General features: G+C 63.0%; 14 protein-coding genes and 1 pseudogene. 9 read left to right on the forward strand and 6 right to left on the reverse strand.

What is annotated here, in order from left to right:
- Nucleotides 1–4: 4 nt before the first annotated feature.
- Nucleotides 5–2101: a DNA polymerase III subunit gamma/tau gene (gene dnaX, locus BVH03_RS14730; protein WP_075961862.1), complete on the reverse strand. Its 2097-nt coding sequence runs from the start codon at nucleotides 2099–2101 to the stop codon at nucleotides 5–7.
- Between the two features lie 586 nt (nucleotides 2102–2687).
- On the opposite strand from dnaX, the gene BVH03_RS14735 reads away from it, so the two are divergent.
- Together BVH03_RS14735 and BVH03_RS14740 are read left to right on the forward strand one after the other, a co-directional pair.
- Nucleotides 2688–2909, forward strand: coding sequence for a hypothetical protein (locus BVH03_RS14735; RefSeq protein WP_075931448.1), 222 nt, complete (start codon nucleotides 2688–2690; stop codon nucleotides 2907–2909).
- 113 nt (nucleotides 2910–3022) lie between these two features.
- A complete protein-coding gene (locus BVH03_RS14740) occupies nucleotides 3023–3310 on the forward strand; it encodes a DUF3509 domain-containing protein (RefSeq protein WP_070887068.1) in 288 nt (95 codons plus the stop codon).
- 59 nt (nucleotides 3311–3369) lie between these two features.
- Here the strand turns inward: BVH03_RS14740 and BVH03_RS14745 are convergent, their stop codons facing one another.
- Nucleotides 3370–3945 (reverse strand): DUF1287 domain-containing protein, encoded by a 576-nt coding sequence (locus BVH03_RS14745; protein WP_083640068.1) that lies wholly within the window; start codon nucleotides 3943–3945, stop codon nucleotides 3370–3372.
- 164 nt (nucleotides 3946–4109) lie between these two features.
- On the opposite strand from BVH03_RS14745, the gene BVH03_RS26365 reads away from it, so the two are divergent.
- Nucleotides 4110–4286, forward strand: a complete 177-nt coding sequence (locus tag BVH03_RS26365; protein WP_168175621.1) for a PA1571 family protein — start codon at nucleotides 4110–4112, stop codon at nucleotides 4284–4286.
- Between the two features lie 21 nt (nucleotides 4287–4307).
- Here the strand turns inward: BVH03_RS26365 and pdxB are convergent, their stop codons facing one another.
- Nucleotides 4308–5456 (reverse strand): 4-phosphoerythronate dehydrogenase PdxB, encoded by a 1149-nt coding sequence (pdxB, locus tag BVH03_RS14750; protein ID WP_075961863.1) that lies wholly within the window; start codon nucleotides 5454–5456, stop codon nucleotides 4308–4310.
- A gap of 114 nt (nucleotides 5457–5570) precedes the next feature.
- Between pdxB and BVH03_RS14755 the strand changes: the two genes are divergently transcribed.
- Entirely contained in the window at nucleotides 5571–6962 is a 1392-nt protein-coding gene (locus tag BVH03_RS14755) for an MATE family efflux transporter (protein ID WP_075961864.1), read from the forward strand.
- 257 nt (nucleotides 6963–7219) lie between these two features.
- Here the strand turns inward: BVH03_RS14755 and tusA are convergent, their stop codons facing one another.
- Nucleotides 7220–7462, reverse strand: coding sequence for a sulfurtransferase TusA (gene tusA / locus BVH03_RS14760; protein ID WP_013791937.1), 243 nt, complete (start codon nucleotides 7460–7462; stop codon nucleotides 7220–7222).
- Nucleotides 7463–7539: 77 nt separating this feature from the next.
- Nucleotides 7540–8595: a 23S rRNA (cytidine(2498)-2'-O)-methyltransferase RlmM gene (rlmM, locus tag BVH03_RS14765; RefSeq protein WP_075961865.1), complete on the reverse strand. Its 1056-nt coding sequence runs from the start codon at nucleotides 8593–8595 to the stop codon at nucleotides 7540–7542.
- Nucleotides 8596–8837: 242 nt separating this feature from the next.
- On the opposite strand from rlmM, the gene acnA reads away from it, so the two are divergent.
- The 5 genes and pseudogenes from acnA to BVH03_RS26370 all read left to right on the forward strand — a co-directional run bounded on the left by acnA (nucleotide 8838) and on the right by BVH03_RS26370 (nucleotide 14789).
- Nucleotides 8838–11576: an aconitate hydratase AcnA gene (gene acnA / locus BVH03_RS14770; RefSeq protein ID WP_075961866.1), complete on the forward strand. Its 2739-nt coding sequence runs from the start codon at nucleotides 8838–8840 to the stop codon at nucleotides 11574–11576.
- Nucleotides 11577–11919: 343 nt separating this feature from the next.
- Nucleotides 11920–12249 (forward strand): annotated as a pseudogene (locus BVH03_RS27250) (PAS domain-containing protein); the annotation flags it as partial.
- Between the two features lie 117 nt (nucleotides 12250–12366).
- Complete coding sequence (locus BVH03_RS14775; RefSeq protein WP_371915362.1) at nucleotides 12367–13485, forward strand: methyl-accepting chemotaxis protein; 1119 nt, start codon at nucleotides 12367–12369, stop codon at nucleotides 13483–13485.
- 277 nt (nucleotides 13486–13762) lie between these two features.
- Nucleotides 13763–13912 carry an IS3 family transposase gene (locus tag BVH03_RS27255; protein WP_371915363.1) on the forward strand — a complete coding sequence of 50 codons (150 nt, stop codon included), beginning with the start codon at nucleotides 13763–13765 and terminating at the stop codon, nucleotides 13910–13912.
- A 718-nt stretch (nucleotides 13913–14630) separates the two neighbouring features.
- A complete protein-coding gene (locus BVH03_RS26370; protein ID WP_168175622.1) occupies nucleotides 14631–14789 on the forward strand; it encodes a hypothetical protein in 159 nt (52 codons plus the stop codon).
- A 154-nt stretch (nucleotides 14790–14943) separates the two neighbouring features.
- Here BVH03_RS26370 and BVH03_RS14785 read toward each other — a convergent pair whose 3' ends face one another.
- Nucleotides 14944–15282, reverse strand: coding sequence for a hypothetical protein (locus BVH03_RS14785; protein ID WP_075961868.1), 339 nt, complete (start codon nucleotides 15280–15282; stop codon nucleotides 14944–14946).
- Nucleotides 15283–15702 lie beyond the last annotated feature (420 nt).

Genomic DNA, 15702 nt, shown 5'->3' on the forward strand with positions numbered 1-15702 from the left:
GTAGTCAGGGATTAACGACGTTATCGACGGGTTCGATACTGCCCGCACGCACGGAAGCGGCGAACTGGGAAATCATTTGCTGCACCAGCGGATCGTTCTGGATCGAGACCTCGGCCTCGCGCTGACGATTGGCGCGCTTGCGGGCGGCGGCCTGGGCCGGGGTTTCCTGCTCAGGCTTGATCAGCTCGATGCTCAGCTGCATCTCGCGGCCATGGTAGGCGTTGAGGGCATCGTTGAGACGGCGCTGCTGGGTCGCGTTGAACAGTGCACTGTGACCGGGGTCTAGGTGCAAGAGCCACTTGTCGCCTTCAGCGGCGATCAGCGTGCAGTTGGCGGCGATACTGCCGGTCATGCCGCTCAGGCCGAGCTTGGGGAGCAGCTCGAGCCACTCGGCGGCGAGCCCGGTGGCGGGCATCGCCGCCGGCTCCGGTTCGGGCTCGGCCTGAGGCTGATCGTCTGCGAGCGCATCGGCGAAATCGTAATCCAGGTTGTCGACGTCCATCGACACGTAGTCATAGTCGCCGGGTGGCGGCTCATCATCGCTGTCGGGCGGATTGAGATCGCTGGTATCGATCACCGGCACCTCGGCCAACTGCGGAACGGGCCGCTCGGCGACAGCTTCGGGCTGCGGCTCGACGGCGGCCTGCTGTTGTGGCGCGGGCGCTGCGACGACCGGCTCTGGGGACGGCGCAGGTGCTTGGCTGACAGCAGCTACGGGTGCGGGTGCGGCAGGCTCGATTTCGGCCGGCATCTCTTCCCAGGGTGGCGTTACGGCTGACGCCGCCGCTGGTGCGACGACCGCAGGTGTAGGTCGTGCAGCGGGCGGCTCGACAGCGGCCGGCGCCGGCCGGCTGGGCACATCTGGCTGAACCGGCTCGGCAGGCGCCTGAGGCGCAGCGCTGGCAATGGCTGGCGACGCAGCAGGCGCTGCGTCGGCCACCGGGGTTACCTGGGGATCAACCTTGGCCTGGCTGATCCCCAGTGGCTTTAGCGCCACCTTCGGGGCATCGCCCTCGCCCGCCGGTCTGAACGCCAGCATGCGCAACAGCACCATCTCGAAACCGCTGCGCGGGTCCGGCGCCAATGGCAGATCGCGACGGCCGATCAGGCCCATCTGGTAATAGAACTGTACGTCTTCTGCCGGCAGCGCCTGGGCCAGCTGCAGAACCCGCTCGCGGTCGCCCTGGCCGTTGTCCACCGCATCGGGCAGCGCCTGGGCAATGGCCACACGGTGCAGCACGTTGAGCATTTCGGCCAGCACGCCGCTCCAGTCCGGGCCCTGCTCGGCGAGCTGGCGCACCGCTTCGATCAGGCCGCGCGCGTCGCCTTCGATCAGCGCATGCAGCACGCCATACACCTGGCCATGGTCGAGGGTGCCGAGCATGGAGCGCACGTCAGCCGCCAGCACCTTGCCCTCGCCAAAGGCGATGGCCTGGTCGGTGAGGCTCATGGCATCGCGCATCGACCCATCGGCGGCGCGGCCGAGCAGCCACAGGGCATCGTCCTCGAAGGGGATGTTCTCGGCGCCCAGCACGTGAGTGAGGTGCTCGACCACCCGCTCGGGCGGCATGTTCTTCAGGGAGAACTGCAGGCAGCGCGACAACACGGTGACCGGCAACTTCTGCGGGTCGGTGGTGGCGAGCAGGAACTTGACGTGGGGCGGCGGCTCTTCGAGTGTCTTGAGCAACGCGTTGAAGGAGCTGGTGGAGAGCATGTGCACTTCGTCGATCAGGTAGACCTTGAAGCGCCCACGGCTCGGCGAGTACTGCACGTTGTCGAGCAGTTCGCGGGTGTCCTCCACCTTGGTGCGGCTGGCGGCGTCCACTTCGATGAGGTCAACGAAACGACCCTCGTCGATCTCCCGGCACACCGAACAGGTGCCGCAGGGCGTGGAGCTGATGCCGGTTTCACAGTTCAGGCACTTGGCGATGATGCGTGCGATGGTGGTCTTGCCCACCCCGCGGGTGCCGGTGAACAGATAGGCATGGTGCAGACGCTGGCTGTCGAGTGCGTTGATCAGCGCTTTCAGCACATGGGTCTGCCCGACCATCTCGCGAAAGGAACGCGGGCGCCATTTGCGTGCAAGAACCTGATAACTCATTGAAAACCGTCGCCAGAGGAAAGCAAAAGAGCGCTAATGCTAGCTCAAATCGACCAGCCAGTGCGACGCCGATCGGCGGCCGCGAAAAGATGAAAATGACGCTGGCTATTTCTTATACAGCTGCGTATGATCCACCCCGTTCGTACCACGCTGCAAGTCATCCGGCCCCTGGGCCTTCCTGATGGTTTCTTGGCAATCGGCATCCAATCGATGCACGCACATCTGTCATGACCCCCTCCGCTGACTGATCTGGCCGTCTCGCTCACGCGCTGACCTCGCCAGTCTTCCGAAGTACAGACCCGCTACAGCAAGCCGCTGGATAACCATCTGCGTCGCCCTCGCTGCGCTGGAGCCAGGCTCGTCGAACTGCTCGTTTACAGCTCGTGAACGGCGCTTTTTCGCCTGTCTTCGCCCCGCATTGAAGGCCTCGAGCAGGTTCCCAAATGGCCCGCTGGTTCAGCCTATATAGGTTGAACTTAAAAGCGCGCAGCTCGCTCCGATAACCAATCCCGTTGGCATGAGCCAATGACCGGAGCCCTATTTTTATGGCGCGATCATGCGCCTGCAGTACAGGAAACACCCGAATATGAATACCACCCAACAAATCCAGACCGCTATCCATACCCTTTCCAACGCGTTCGCCCCGCTGGCTTGCCATATTCTCGCGGCACGCAAGGGCAGCTTCAGCTTCACCGTGGTCGACCACACCGGTGTGGCTCAGCACACCCAGCGTCTCTATCCCGGCCAGTACAGCGCCGACACGCTGCCAGGCGTGATCGAGCGTACGCGCAAGGCACTGCGTCGCTGAATATCGAAAGAACTGCGAAATTCATCATTATAAGTAAGCGAAAAAGCAGCCATCGTCGAACTAAATGATTTTCAGTCACTCATAGGGGTTCCTATGTAAACTGGAGTTCGTCAATGGAAAATGGTAATCGGCAGCTTGTCGAGAAGCTATTCGCCCCACTACGTGCCACCTTCAGTCGGCCTCGCCCGGACGGTAGCATCGTTCTTTCCCTGATCGATGAAGCGGACACCACCGCCTACAGCCGGGTTTTGCAGAAACTGCAGATCAACGATTCGAACGCTTTCGCTCAGAGCCTCGAAGACATCCGCCTGGAGCTGGCCGTCAGAGCCGGCAACATTCCGGCAGAGATGCGCAAGGTGCTCAAGGAGCAGGACAGCGTCATCAGCTACCACCACGCCTGATAGCTGTTCCAAGCGAAGCCCCGCTGCCCACAAGGCGCGGGGCTTCGTCGTTTGCGCCGCTAGCCGGGCGTGAAGCGGTAATGGCCGGTGATGGAGAAACGGAACAGGATGTCCTCCTCCCGTGTGCCAGCACCAATGTTGTGCAGGATCAGCGGTTCGCCCGTCACAGATAGCCGATCGGAAACGATGCCGATATGAGTCTGCCCGCGCCCCAGATCCCAGGTGACGATATCCCCCGCTCGATAAGCGCCGGCTTCACGCCCGACCGGCAGCGCCATGCCCTGGCGCCGGAACAAGGTCATCAGATTGGGCACGCGGCGATGGTCGATGTTGCGATCCGGGCGCTTGAGCCCCCACTGCCTGGGGTACGCGGAGAAGTTCGCGGCCATGTCCTCGTGTACCGTTTTCTGCAGGTCCAGGCCCTGCAAGCGCAAGGCACGGATCACCACGTCGGTGCACACGCCAGTCTGCACCGGCACGTCCCCACCGGGATAGGCGATGCGCCGGTAGGCGGGATCGTATGACAGGGTCACGCCGACCTGCTCGCGCGCCCCGCTCACCAGTTGAGCCGGCTCGATGGCCGCCGCTTGCAGGCTCGCCAGGCAGCACAGCAGCAATAACCCCCTTCTCAGCACGCATAGCCTCCTTTACATGGCCGAACCGTTCGACGGACTCTCTTCTTTATCCGGTAATTTTTTGCGACAGTATGGCTGGGCACGGTTGAAGCCACAGTGGATGCCCCCATCACTAATGAAGTCGTCGCCATCGGCAATGCGCCCCACCTGATGAGGAGACCATCATGAGCAGCACTGACAAGCAGCACGCACCGCAGTCCGATACGTCCTGTGAGCTCGCCCACGGCGCGCTCATCGATCCCAATGGCCGGGAAATTCCGATCACCGAAAGCATGATTCAGCAAGCATGCAACGAGTTCGACAAGGATGCCGCAGCCAGCCAGCGTGACACCACCAGCTGACCTGGCACTCCGCGCGCCTCGCTAATTCACGTTGATCACGCGCGCGCCCAGCGCGCTGATCAGCGCCCTAAGCGGCTCGTCCGCGCCGCGCAGCTCGATCTCCAGCCCTTCGATTTCACGCCGCACCGGATAGCGCTTGCGTAGCAGGTCGAAGCCGGCCTTGCGCGCCGGCTGGTCCACCACCAGGCTGCGGCGCAAATCGGCATCGTCACGACGCGGGTCGTAGATCGCCCGGCACACCGTGGCCAGCGCCCAGGCGGGGTCGCTACCCGCGGCGATGCTCAGGCGCGGCAGCCAGCGTGGCGGCGTCAACGACTCCAGCGAAATCGTCGGCTCGATGCCCCGAGCGCGGCAGAACGCCTGGTAGATCTGCGCGGTGCCGCGCAGCTTGCCGTCCAGGCTGTAGCCGGCGATGTGCGGCGTGGCGATGTGGCACAGTGCAGCCAGTTCGAGATCGACCAGCGGCTCGCCTTCCCAGACGTCCAGTACCGCGTGAAGATCGGCGCCACTCTGCAAGTGGTCACGTAGCGCCTCGGTATCGAGCACCGCCCCACGGCTGGCATTGATCAGCCAGGTACCCGGGCGCAGCCGCTCCAGCACCTCGGCGTCGATCAGGTGGCGGGTGGCGAACTCGCCACGGGTCAGTGGCGTATGCAGGCTGATCACGTCGCACTGCTCGACGATCTGCTGCAGGCTCACATAATCGCCGCATTCGCTGCGCTGCCGGGGCGGATCGCACACCAGCACCCGCCATCCCAGGGCGCGCAGCACCCTGATCAGTCGCTCGCCCACCTGCCCGGCACCGACCACGCCGTAGGTACGCTGCGGCAGGTCGGCGCCCAGGCGCTCGCCGAGGACCAGCAGGCTGCCCAGCACGTAGTCGACCACCCCACGGGCGTTGCAACCCGGCGCGCTGCTCCAGGCGATGCCGGCGTCGCTGAAATAATCGAGATCCAGGTGATCGGTGCCGATGGTGCAGGTACCGACGAAGCGTACCCGGCTGCCGTGCAGCAGCGCGCGGTCGACGGACGTGACCGACCGCACCAGCAGCAACTCGGCATCGGCGACCGCCGCACGGCCGATGGCGCGGCCAGGCAAACGATGAATCTCGCCGAAACCGGCGAAGAATTCGTCGAGCAAGGGAATGTTTTCGTCGGCGACTATGCGCATGGCAGCTCTCCACAAACCAGCAGGCATTCTACCTGCAAGCGCACCGCGGCGCCTTTCCTGACCGAGCCGTCAACGCGTAAACTGTGCGGTTTTCTCTGCCCTGTGAACCTCGTCATGCCTGCCCAATCCCGCCTGCAGCGGGTGCGCGCCGAACTGCGCACGCTGCTCGCCCTTGCCCTGCCGATTATCGTCGCGCAACTGGCCTACACCTCGATCGGCTTCGTCGATACCGTGATGTCCGGACGCTTCAGTGCCCGTGACCTGGCCGCCGTAGCCCTGGGCAACTCGATCTGGGTGCCGGTATTCCTGTTGATGACCGGCATTTTGCTGGCCACCACGCCGAAGGTGGCGCAGCGTTTCGGTGCCGGGCAACTCGACGAGATCGGCCCGCTGGTACGCCAGGCGCTCTGGTTGGCGCTGGCGGTCGGCAGCGTGGCGGGGGGTTTGTTGTGGAACGCGGAGTTCGCCCTGCGCGTGATGAAAGTCGATGAAGACCTGATCGAACCCGCCATGGGCTACCTGCACGGCGTGGCATTCGGCTTTCCCTGCGTAGCGCTGTATCACGTGCTGCGCTGCTACAGCGACGGCATGGGCCGCACCCGGCCGAGCATGGTGATCGGCCTGCTCGGCCTGCTGCTGAACATCCCTCTCAATTACGTGCTGATCTACGGCAAGCTCGGCATTGCGCCGCTTGGCAGCGTGGGCTGCGGCTGGGCCACGGCGGGCGTGATGGCCTTCATGCTGCTGGCGATGATCGTCTGGGTTCGGCGCGGCGCGGCCTACCGGCAAACCACGCCGCTGCGTCGCTTCGAGCCACCGCGCTGGGCACCGATCAAGCGCTTGCTGGGTATCGGCATGCCTATCGGCATTTCGGTATTTGCCGAGGCCAGCATCTTTTCGGTGATCGCCCTGCTGATCGGCAGCCTGGGCGCTACCGTGGTGGCCGGCCACCAGATCGCCCTGAACTTCGCCTCGCTGGTGTTCATGATCCCCTACTCCATCGGCATGGCCGCCACCGTGCGCATCGGCCAGGCCCTGGGCCGCGGCGCCCCGCGTGACGCGCGCTTCGCCGCCGGCGTGAGCATGGTCACGGCCCTCGCCTACGCCTGTGTGTCGGCGAGCTGCATGTTGCTGCTGCGCGAGGAGATTGCCGCGATCTACACGCCGGCAACCGAGGTCATCGCCCTGGCGGCAAGCCTGATCGTCTATGCCGCGTTGTTCCAGTTCTCCGATGCCATCCAGGTTACGGCCGCAGGCGCATTACGTGGCTATCAGGATACCCGGGCGACCATGATCATGACGCTGTTCGCCTATTGGGGTATTGGCCTGCCGGTCGGTTACGTGCTCGGCCTGACCGACCTGTTCGGCCCGGCCAGTGGCCCGGCAGGACTATGGGAAGGCCTGATCGTCGGCCTGACCTGCGCCGCGTTGATGCTCACCCTGCGCCTGAAAAGCAGTGCTGGGCGGCGGATTCGGATGCAGCCGGTTGCAGCTACTTCGGCTTAATGCAGTGATTTTCTGGGTATCGCTGCGCTCACAATAGTAAGCAACAGACAGCGATCCCTTGTGCGGGTCATGCCCGCGAATGGCAGGTGTGAGCTACGCGCCAGCTCTGGTTTCCCAAAAGCAGGTCGCCCTATAGCTCAGGTCACCCGATCAAGCCGGACTTCGTCGCGTCCCATCCAATCGAATCGCGGGCATGAACTAGGCTTCCCCGCCCGCTCCCACAGGTAGGGTGTCGATGACTATTATTCGCGAACCGCTCAATCAGCCTTCTTGCGAATCCAGTACAGATAAGTCTCGGCATCCTGCGTTTGCTCCACCAGCTCGTGGCCGAGAAACACGCAGAACTTGGGAATGTCGCGCTGGGTCGAGGGGTCGGTGGCGATGACCTTGAGCAGCCCGCCGGCCGGCAGGTCGCGCACCTTGTTGTGCAACATCATCACCGGCTCGGGGCAGAACAGGCCGGTGGCGTCGAGGGTGTCGTCAGGGGTCGAATCGAGCATCACGGGCTCCGCTTGATCATTCTTGCTGCATTCGGGAAGTGGCGGCCGGCACGGGCAGCTCACCGTTCAAATTCGCTCTATTTGCCCAGCCGGCGCAGGTGGCAGGTCACTTCCTCGCGGTCGTGATACAGCTGCTTGCAGGCGATGCTCGCCTTGACCTTGCGCGCAGCCAGGCCTTCGGCGATGCGTTCGAGCAGGCGCTGCACCTCGGCGTAGCGCTGCTTCATCGGCAACTTGAGGTTGACCACCGCCTCGCGGCAATGGCCCTCGCCAATCCAGGTTTCCAGCAGCGCGGCGCTGCGTGCAGGTTTCTCGACGATGTCGCAGACCATCCAGTCCACCGGCTGCTTGGGCTTCCAGGTGAAGCCGTCGACCATCAGGTGCTTGACCAGCCCGGTGTCCATCAGGCTTTCGGCCATCGGGCCGTTGTCGATGGCGGTGACCAGCATGCCGCGGCGTACCAGCTGATAGGTCCAGCCGCCCGGCGCGGCGCCCAGGTCGACACCGGTCATTTCGTCCGACAGGCGCTCGTCCCACTGCTCGCGGGGGATGAAGGTGTGCCAGGCCTCTTCGAGCTTCAGGGTCGAGCGGCTGGGCGCCTCGCGGGGGAACTTGAGGCGCGGAATGCCCATGGGCCAGATCGCCGAGTTGTCTGGCGCGGCCATGCCGAGAAACACCTCGCGACCACTCTTGAAGGTCAGCAGCAGGCGCGGCGCACGGGCGTTTTCCGCCAGCTTTCCGGCGCCGATCAGGGCCTTGCGCAGCGGGCCTTCGAACTTCTTGCAGAAGCCGGACAGCTCCTTGCCGTCGTTGGTGTCGAATACCTCCAGCCACAGGCTGCCGAAGGTCGGGAGCGGCGCCAGGTGCTCGAGCAACACGCTGATACGATCCTTTTCGGGCAGCTCGATGAAGCTGCCGCGTGCCCACTGACGGATGAAGATCAACTGGCTGAAGCGCAGTCCGGCCATCAGCCGCTCGGCACCCGCCTCGTCACTGCAGATGAATTCGGCGCAGGCGGTGCCCGGCTTGGCCTTGGCATAGCCGGGCACGTCGAGGCGCGCCGCATGCTCGGAAATTTCCGAACACACCTCATTCTCGAAACCGGGGCGGCAGTGCAGCAACAACGTATTCATCGACACTCTCCTTGGGCCGCGCATGATAGCGAAAACTGGAACCCAGGGCCTCTGCTCCCTGTCCAGAGAACAGCATCCCGGCATCGCCGGCTGCGCCTGCGGGCTACGCTCGACAGGCGCACGTTCAGGCGACGGCTCACCGCAAGCCGCACGAGCCTGGCCAAGGGAATCATCGCGCAGGGCCGTAGAGCCCCTGCCAAACCAGAACGGCTTGTACCGTGCAAGCCACAAGGAGATGCACGATGTCCTCCATCGATAGCCTGAACTGCCGCCGCACTCTCGACGTGGACGGTAAAGCCTACGATTACTTCAGCCTGCCGGACGCCGCCAAACAGCTGGGCGACATCGACAAGCTGCCGGTTTCGCTCAAGGTGCTGCTGGAAAACCTGCTGCGCTGGCAGGACGACAAGACCGTCACCCAGGATGACCTGCAAGCCATCAGCGACTGGCTGGAAAAACGCAGCTCCGAACGCGAGATCCAGTACCGCCCCGCCCGCGTATTGATGCAGGACTTCACCGGTGTGCCGGCGGTAGTCGACCTGGCCGCCATGCGCGACGCCATGGCCAAGGCCGGCGGCGACCCGCAGAAGATCAACCCGCTGTCGCCGGTCGACCTGGTGATCGACCACTCGGTGATGGTCGACAAGTTCGCCAGCCCCGAGGCCTTTGGCGAAAACGTCGAGATCGAGATGCAGCGCAACGGCGAGCGCTACGCGTTCCTGCGCTGGGGCCAGAGCGCCTTCGACAACTTCAGCGTGGTGCCGCCAGGCACTGGCATCTGCCACCAGGTGAACCTGGAATACCTGGGCCGTACCGTGTGGACCAAGGAAGAGGACGGCGTGACCTACGCCTACCCCGACACCCTGGTCGGCACCGACTCGCACACCACCATGATCAACGGCCTCGGCGTGCTGGGCTGGGGCGTCGGCGGCATCGAGGCGGAAGCGGCGATGCTCGGCCAACCGGTGTCGATGCTGATTCCCGAGGTGATCGGTTTCAAGCTGACCGGCAAGCTCAAGGAAGGCATCACCGCCACCGACTTGGTGCTGACCGTCACCCAGATGCTGCGCAAGAAAGGCGTGGTCGGCAAATTCGTCGAGTTCTACGGCGACGGCCTGGCCGAACTGCCGCTCGCCGACCGCGCCACCATCGCCAACATGGCGCCGGAATACGGCGCCACCTGCGGCTTCTTCCCGGTCGATGAAATCACCCTGGATTACCTGCGCCTGTCCGGCCGCCCGGATGAGACCGTCAAGCTGGTGGAAGCCTATTCCAAGGCTCAGGGCATGTGGCGTCAAGCCGGCAGCGAGCCGGTATTCACCGACACCCTGGAACTGGACATGGGCCAGGTCGAAGCCAGCCTGGCCGGCCCCAAACGCCCACAGGATCGCGTCGCCCTGCCCCAGGTCGGCCAGGCCTTCGAAGACTTCCTCGGCCTGCAGCTCAAGCCGCCGCGTAAGGAAGAAGGTCGCCTGGAGAGCGAAGGCGGCGGTGGCGTAGCCGTCGGCAACGCCGCGCAGAACGAGATCCACTACGAGATGGACGGCCAGCGCCACCCGCTGAGCGACGGCGCCGTGGTGATCGCGGCGATCACCTCCTGCACAAACACCTCCAACCCGAGCGTGATGATGGCCGCCGGTCTCCTGGCCAAGAAGGCCGTGGAGAAAGGCCTCCAGCGCAAGCCGTGGGTCAAGAGTTCGCTGGCACCGGGCTCCAAGGTAGTGACCGAATACTTCGCCGCTGCCGGGCTGACCGAATACCTCGATAAGCTCGGCTTCGACCTCGTCGGCTACGGTTGCACTACCTGCATCGGCAACTCCGGCCCGCTGCCGGACCCGATCGAGAAGGCCATTCAGGAACATGACCTGACCGTCGCTTCGGTGCTGTCCGGCAACCGCAACTTCGAAGGCCGCGTGCATCCGCTGGTGAAAACCAACTGGCTCGCCTCGCCGCCCCTGGTGGTCGCCTATGCCCTGGCCGGCAGCGTGCGCGTGAATATCGCCGAGGAGCCGCTGGGTGAAGACCGCGACGGCAACCCGGTGTATCTGCGCGATATCTGGCCGAGCCAGAAGGAAATTGCCGAGGCCGTACAGAAGGTCGACACCGCCATGTTCCGCAAGGAATACGCCGAGGTGTTCGAAGGCGACGAGCAGTGGCAGGCCATCCAGGTGCCGGAAGCCGACACCTACACTTGGCAGAACGACTCTACCTACATCCAGCACCCGCCGTTCTTCGAAGCCATCGATCAGGCGCCACCGGCGATCACCGACATCGCAGGTGCGCGCATCCTGGCGCTGCTCGGCGACTCGGTGACCACCGACCACATCTCCCCGGCCGGCAACATCAAGGCCGACAGCCCGGCCGGTCGTTACCTGCGCGAGCAAGGTGTCGAGCCGCGCGACTTCAACTCCTACGGCTCGCGCCGCGGCAACCATGAAGTGATGATGCGCGGCACCTTCGCCAATATCCGCATCCGCAACGAGATGCTCGACGGCGAGGAAGGCGGTCTCACCCTGCACGTGCCGAGCGGCGAGAAGCTGGCGATCTACGATGCCGCCATGCGCTACCAGCAGGACGGTACGCCGCTGGTGGTGATCGCCGGCAAAGAGTACGGCACCGGCTCCAGCCGCGACTGGGCGGCCAAGGGCACCAACCTGCTGGGCGTCAAAGCGGTGATCGCCGAGAGTTTCGAGCGAATCCACCGTTCCAACCTGGTGGGCATGGGCGTGCTGCCGCTGCAGTTCACCGGCGGCGCGGACCGCAAGAGCCTGGGCCTGACCGGCAAGGAAACCCTGGCGATCAAGGGCCTGGACGGCGTCGAAGTGCGCCCGCACATGCCGCTGACGCTGGAAATCACCCGTGAGGACGGCAAGCTGGAAAGCCTCGAGCTGCTTTGCCGCATCGACACCCTCAACGAGGTCGAGTACTTCAAGGCCGGCGGCATCCTGCACTACGTGCTGCGTCAGCTGATCGCCAGCTGATGCTCATCCGTGCAGCGCCGCTAATCGCGGTGCTGCATGCGGCTTTCCGTAGCATGGGTCAAGCGAAGCGACACCCAGGTTCTTTTTTATCCGCCTGCCCGCCACATACGCGCTACCAATGGACTGCCGCTTTGCCGGCGTTAAAATGTGACGAACCTTGAATATTGGTTACACTGCAGCCCTGCCACGCGTAAGCGATAACCAAAAAAAGCGTTGCCTGAAGGATCGGCCGTGTCAGCCGCAATTGGGTTCAAGCCCATAGCCGTAGTCTGTAGGTAGCGCGGCCATCCGCCCACCTGCCCTACCTCCCACCAGGCATCGCACTGACATCAGGGTAGATGCCATGCGTAACAACCAGCCCATCACCGGTAACGAGCGGACTTTCCCGGTGCAGCAGCGCCTGATCTCGACCACCGACCTCAAGGGCCAGATCACCTACTGCAACGAAGCCTTCATCGAGATCAGCGGCTTCTCCCGCGACGAGCTGATCCGTGCGCCGCACAACCTGGTGCGCCATCCCGACGTGCCAACCGCCGTGTTCGCCCATATGTGGGAAACCCTGAAAGCCGGCCGGCCATGGATGGGTATCGTCAAGAACCGCTGCAAGAACGGCGACCACTACTGGGTCAATGCCTACGTGGTGCCGGTGCTCGATGACGGCAAGGTCACCGGCTACGAGTCGGTGCGCAGTAAGCCCACCGCCGAACAGGTGCAGCGCGCCCAGGCCCTCTATTCCCGTATCAATGCCGGCAAGGCCGCGATACCTGGCCGTGACCGCTGGCTGCCGGTGATGCAGAAATGGCTGCCATTCATTCTGGTCAGCCAGGTCGGTTTCCTGGTCGGTGCCTGGCTGGACAGCACCTGGGGCTTTGTCGCCGCCGCGGCGCTGTCGATTCCCCTCGGCCTTCTCGGTGTAGCCTGGCAAAGCCGCGGCATCAAACGCCTGCTGCAACTGGCCGGACAAAGCACCTCCGACCCGCTGATCGCGCAGATGTACACCGACAACGGCGGTGTCGAAGGCCGCCTGGAACTGTCCATCCTCAGCCAGGAAGCGCGCCTGAAAACCTGCCTCACCCGCCTGCAGGACAGCGCCGAGAACCTCGCCAAGCAGGCGGCCCAGGCAGACGTGCTGGCCCACAACAGTTCCACCGGCCTGCAACGCCAACGCGAGGAGACCGACCAGGTCGCCACTGCCGTCAACGAGATGGCCGCCACCACCCTCGAAGTGGCCAACAACGTGGCGCGTACCGCTATCGCCACCCAGGAAGCCAATCGCCTGACCCAGCAAGGCCGCGGCATCGCCAGCGAAACCCGCGAAGCGATCCAGCGCCTGTCCCTGTCGGTGGGCGAAACCGGCGAAACCGTCACCCGCCTCGCCCAGGACAGCAACGAGATCGGCGGCGTGGTCGACGTGATCAAGGGCATCGCCGACCAGACCAACCTGCTGGCCCTCAACGCCGCCATCGAAGCGGCCCGCGCCGGCGAAATGGGCCGCGGCTTCGCCGTGGTCGCCGACGAAGTCCGCTCCCTGGCGCAACGCACCGCCGAATCCACTGGCCAGATCCACGCCCTGATCGCCAAACTGCAACGCACCGCCGACGAAGCCGTGCTGACCATGGACATCGGCCGCAAACAGGCCGACGAAGGCGTCGAACGCGTGCAACAGGCCGACCAGGCCCTGGCCGGCATCAGTGACGCGGTGGCCAATATCAACGAAATGGCCGACCAGATCGCCGCCGCCGCCGAAGAACAAAGCGCCGTCGCCGACGAAATCAGCCGCAATATCACCACCATCGCGCAACTGTCCGACCAGACCGCTGGCGAGGCACAAAGCACGGCGTTGTTGAGTGAGGAATTGACCAGTACGGCGCAGGGGCAGTATTCGTTGGTGGCGCGGTTTAATCGGTAAGTGCCGCTGGGCGCGCATCTAAGTCAAAGAGACTTTTCTGCCCTTGGCAGAGTGCAGTGAGCGCGGTGTAAACACGCCAAACACCCCAGCGCCTCGCCGTATGCCTCGATCTAGACGGGCTCAGAACAAAGGCCGTGGGATGTTATACTCCAGGCCGGGCCGGAGAATTATGCACCAGTTGATGCCTAGATATAGTTAGGGAAATTCTGAATTTAGCTTCGATAATCTGGTGAGATAGTCAGCTTGGTAGCCAGCGGATAGAGTCCCAATGAAGCAGATGACCTCTGCGGAGGCCGATCGCTATGAGGAAGCGAAAGCTTACCTATCCGACTACATCCGCCTTTACAATCACCGCCATTGCAACTCTGCGTTGGGCTATCTTAATCCCATGGAGTTTGAGCGGCAAAATGCGAGCAGTAGCTCTTAATTATCTGTCCACTGGTTCCGGACAGGCCGACTCAGAATAGCATGAGTTACAGGGCTAATCTTGAGCATCCGGGCAATAAAACCCCGTCAATCGACGGGGCTTGCTGAAACCATAGCATATCATATAGTGTAGTTATAATCGATCACCATATTCTTGCTGTAGTCTTTGCCCAGCATACCTTTCCATATCTCGCATTGACGCCCTAAGTCCAGCTTCTACGAGAGGTACTACAGCGCGAGCGGTGAGGCCAGAGGCAATCGCTGCAGCAGTGCCTACACCAAATCCAATATCCGAGCCAACTCTAGCGAAAGCAGACCCAAGACCAATCGGCGAGCCTAGAGTGCGCCCAACAGATTCTCCCGCGGAGGCAAGCTCAGCGGGATAATCAGAAATTGTTACTGCACCACCTACATCACTCAGTTCTAGCGTGCTCAGCTCGCGCATGATAAATCCCTCAATGTATGAAATCAAATACCGCAAATCTAATTTATTCAGCCAATAGAAAAAGTCAAGAATAAATCAAGGTTCCCTGCTACTCGGTTGCCGGTGCTGCATAGTCCTCGCTTTCTCCACCACTTTGCCCATGACTTCAGTAGGACGCTCGGAATCAAAGCGTTTGCGTGGACTCACGTTCAGGTGCAAAGCAATGGTATCCTGCTGTTACCGGCTGCGCTCCGATGAGGCGGGGCCTTTGGGCACGTGCTGAAGGATCAGCTCGGTGATGTTTTCGTTCCCGCCCCAGGCTTATATGGCCCGACGACATACCGCCATGGGCGTGCCGCTCGATGAACGCCGACGACTCTTCCTCGCTCGTCGGCAAGCCAACCAGGCGCTCGAAGGTATCGTCGAGAAGTATGGCCAGCTGCGCTTCGCTTGACGGAAGCGACTGAGCGGCCAGTACTTCACGCATTTCCCGCCACAGATGAGGATCGCCCCGCAGGCCCCACTGAAGGGGCTCAGGCTGGAAAAGATCGGATAGGGTAGTCGTGAACATCGATTCAGGCGGCCCCTGTTTTGGTGTACGCGGTAAGTCAGCCTACGTCTTTGGCATCGCGCAGCCTTATCGCCCGGGCTGCCATATAGACGCGATTAGATGCTTCATCCAGTGACTCCATGCCGGTAATCAAACGGCCATTTTGCCACGGCGCGTAATCGTTGAAGCTGCCCATGCCGCCGTAAACGGACATCACCGAGCACGCCAGGCCCGTCAGTTCATCCGCCTCGTAACGGCTACCCGCCAGCGCTCGGGCTGTCGCCAGGCAATTGCGCCAATGAGCGCCCCAGTGGCTATCTGGGTCGTGGGCGAGAATCTCGTTGAGCGCTGCCAGGTGAGCGATCAGTTCATTCAGTTGGGTGTGCGGATTGGTCATGGCGCGCCGGAGGGTGAGTCTGTACCGAACGGGGAGTATGCCTCAGGCGTTTCGACGCCCAGGCTCTGCGTCATGGATAAATCCCGTGTAGGTATCGGCGGGTCGGTTGCCGTCAGGCCGGTGAAGGGTATGGCCATTGCGCCGCGATGATAGGTGCAATGCTTGACCAGGTGAAAGATCGCCTCCTCACGGCTCAGCATGCCCTATCGATAGTGACCACGCTCTGCGTGGGCTCTCAGCCTGTGGCGCTTCGCGCCATTACGTCGGCTCAGGAGTGCATGGACGCAGAGCGTCCTGCCAGTGCGTTACCACGCGGAGCGTGGGAACGATCAAATGAGAATCATGTGACTCGCGAACTTCGTAGACCATCCGCACGGCGCGCTCGCGGGTTTCGGGAGAGACTTTCGATGGTTTTGGCAT

This window comes from Pseudomonas sp. PA15(2017) (assembly GCF_001945395.1).
GTDB lineage: Bacteria > Pseudomonadota > Gammaproteobacteria > Pseudomonadales > Pseudomonadaceae > Aquipseudomonas.

Excerpts from the sequence above, each read along its gene's own strand:
- dnaX (WP_075961862.1), bottom strand. The coding sequence starts at position 2,101 with ATGAGTTATCAGGTTCTTGCACGCAAATGGCGCCCGCGTTCCTTTCGC.
- BVH03_RS14735 (WP_075931448.1), top strand. The coding sequence starts at position 2,688 with ATGAATACCACCCAACAAATCCAGACCGCTATCCATACCCTTTCCAAC.
- BVH03_RS14740 (WP_070887068.1), top strand. The coding sequence starts at position 3,023 with ATGGAAAATGGTAATCGGCAGCTTGTCGAGAAGCTATTCGCCCCACTA.
- BVH03_RS26365 (WP_168175621.1), top strand. The coding sequence starts at position 4,110 with ATGAGCAGCACTGACAAGCAGCACGCACCGCAGTCCGATACGTCCTGT.
- pdxB (WP_075961863.1), bottom strand. The coding sequence starts at position 5,456 with ATGCGCATAGTCGCCGACGAAAACATTCCCTTGCTCGACGAATTCTTC.
- BVH03_RS14755 (WP_075961864.1), top strand. The coding sequence starts at position 5,571 with ATGCCTGCCCAATCCCGCCTGCAGCGGGTGCGCGCCGAACTGCGCACG.
- tusA (WP_013791937.1), bottom strand. The coding sequence starts at position 7,462 with ATGCTCGATTCGACCCCTGACGACACCCTCGACGCCACCGGCCTGTTC.
- rlmM (WP_075961865.1), bottom strand. The coding sequence starts at position 8,595 with ATGAATACGTTGTTGCTGCACTGCCGCCCCGGTTTCGAGAATGAGGTG.
- acnA (WP_075961866.1), top strand. The coding sequence starts at position 8,838 with ATGTCCTCCATCGATAGCCTGAACTGCCGCCGCACTCTCGACGTGGAC.
- BVH03_RS14775 (WP_371915362.1), top strand. The coding sequence starts at position 12,367 with ATGCAGAAATGGCTGCCATTCATTCTGGTCAGCCAGGTCGGTTTCCTG.
- BVH03_RS27255 (WP_371915363.1), top strand. The coding sequence starts at position 13,763 with ATGACCTCTGCGGAGGCCGATCGCTATGAGGAAGCGAAAGCTTACCTA.
- BVH03_RS14785 (WP_075961868.1), bottom strand. The coding sequence starts at position 15,282 with ATGACCAATCCGCACACCCAACTGAATGAACTGATCGCTCACCTGGCA.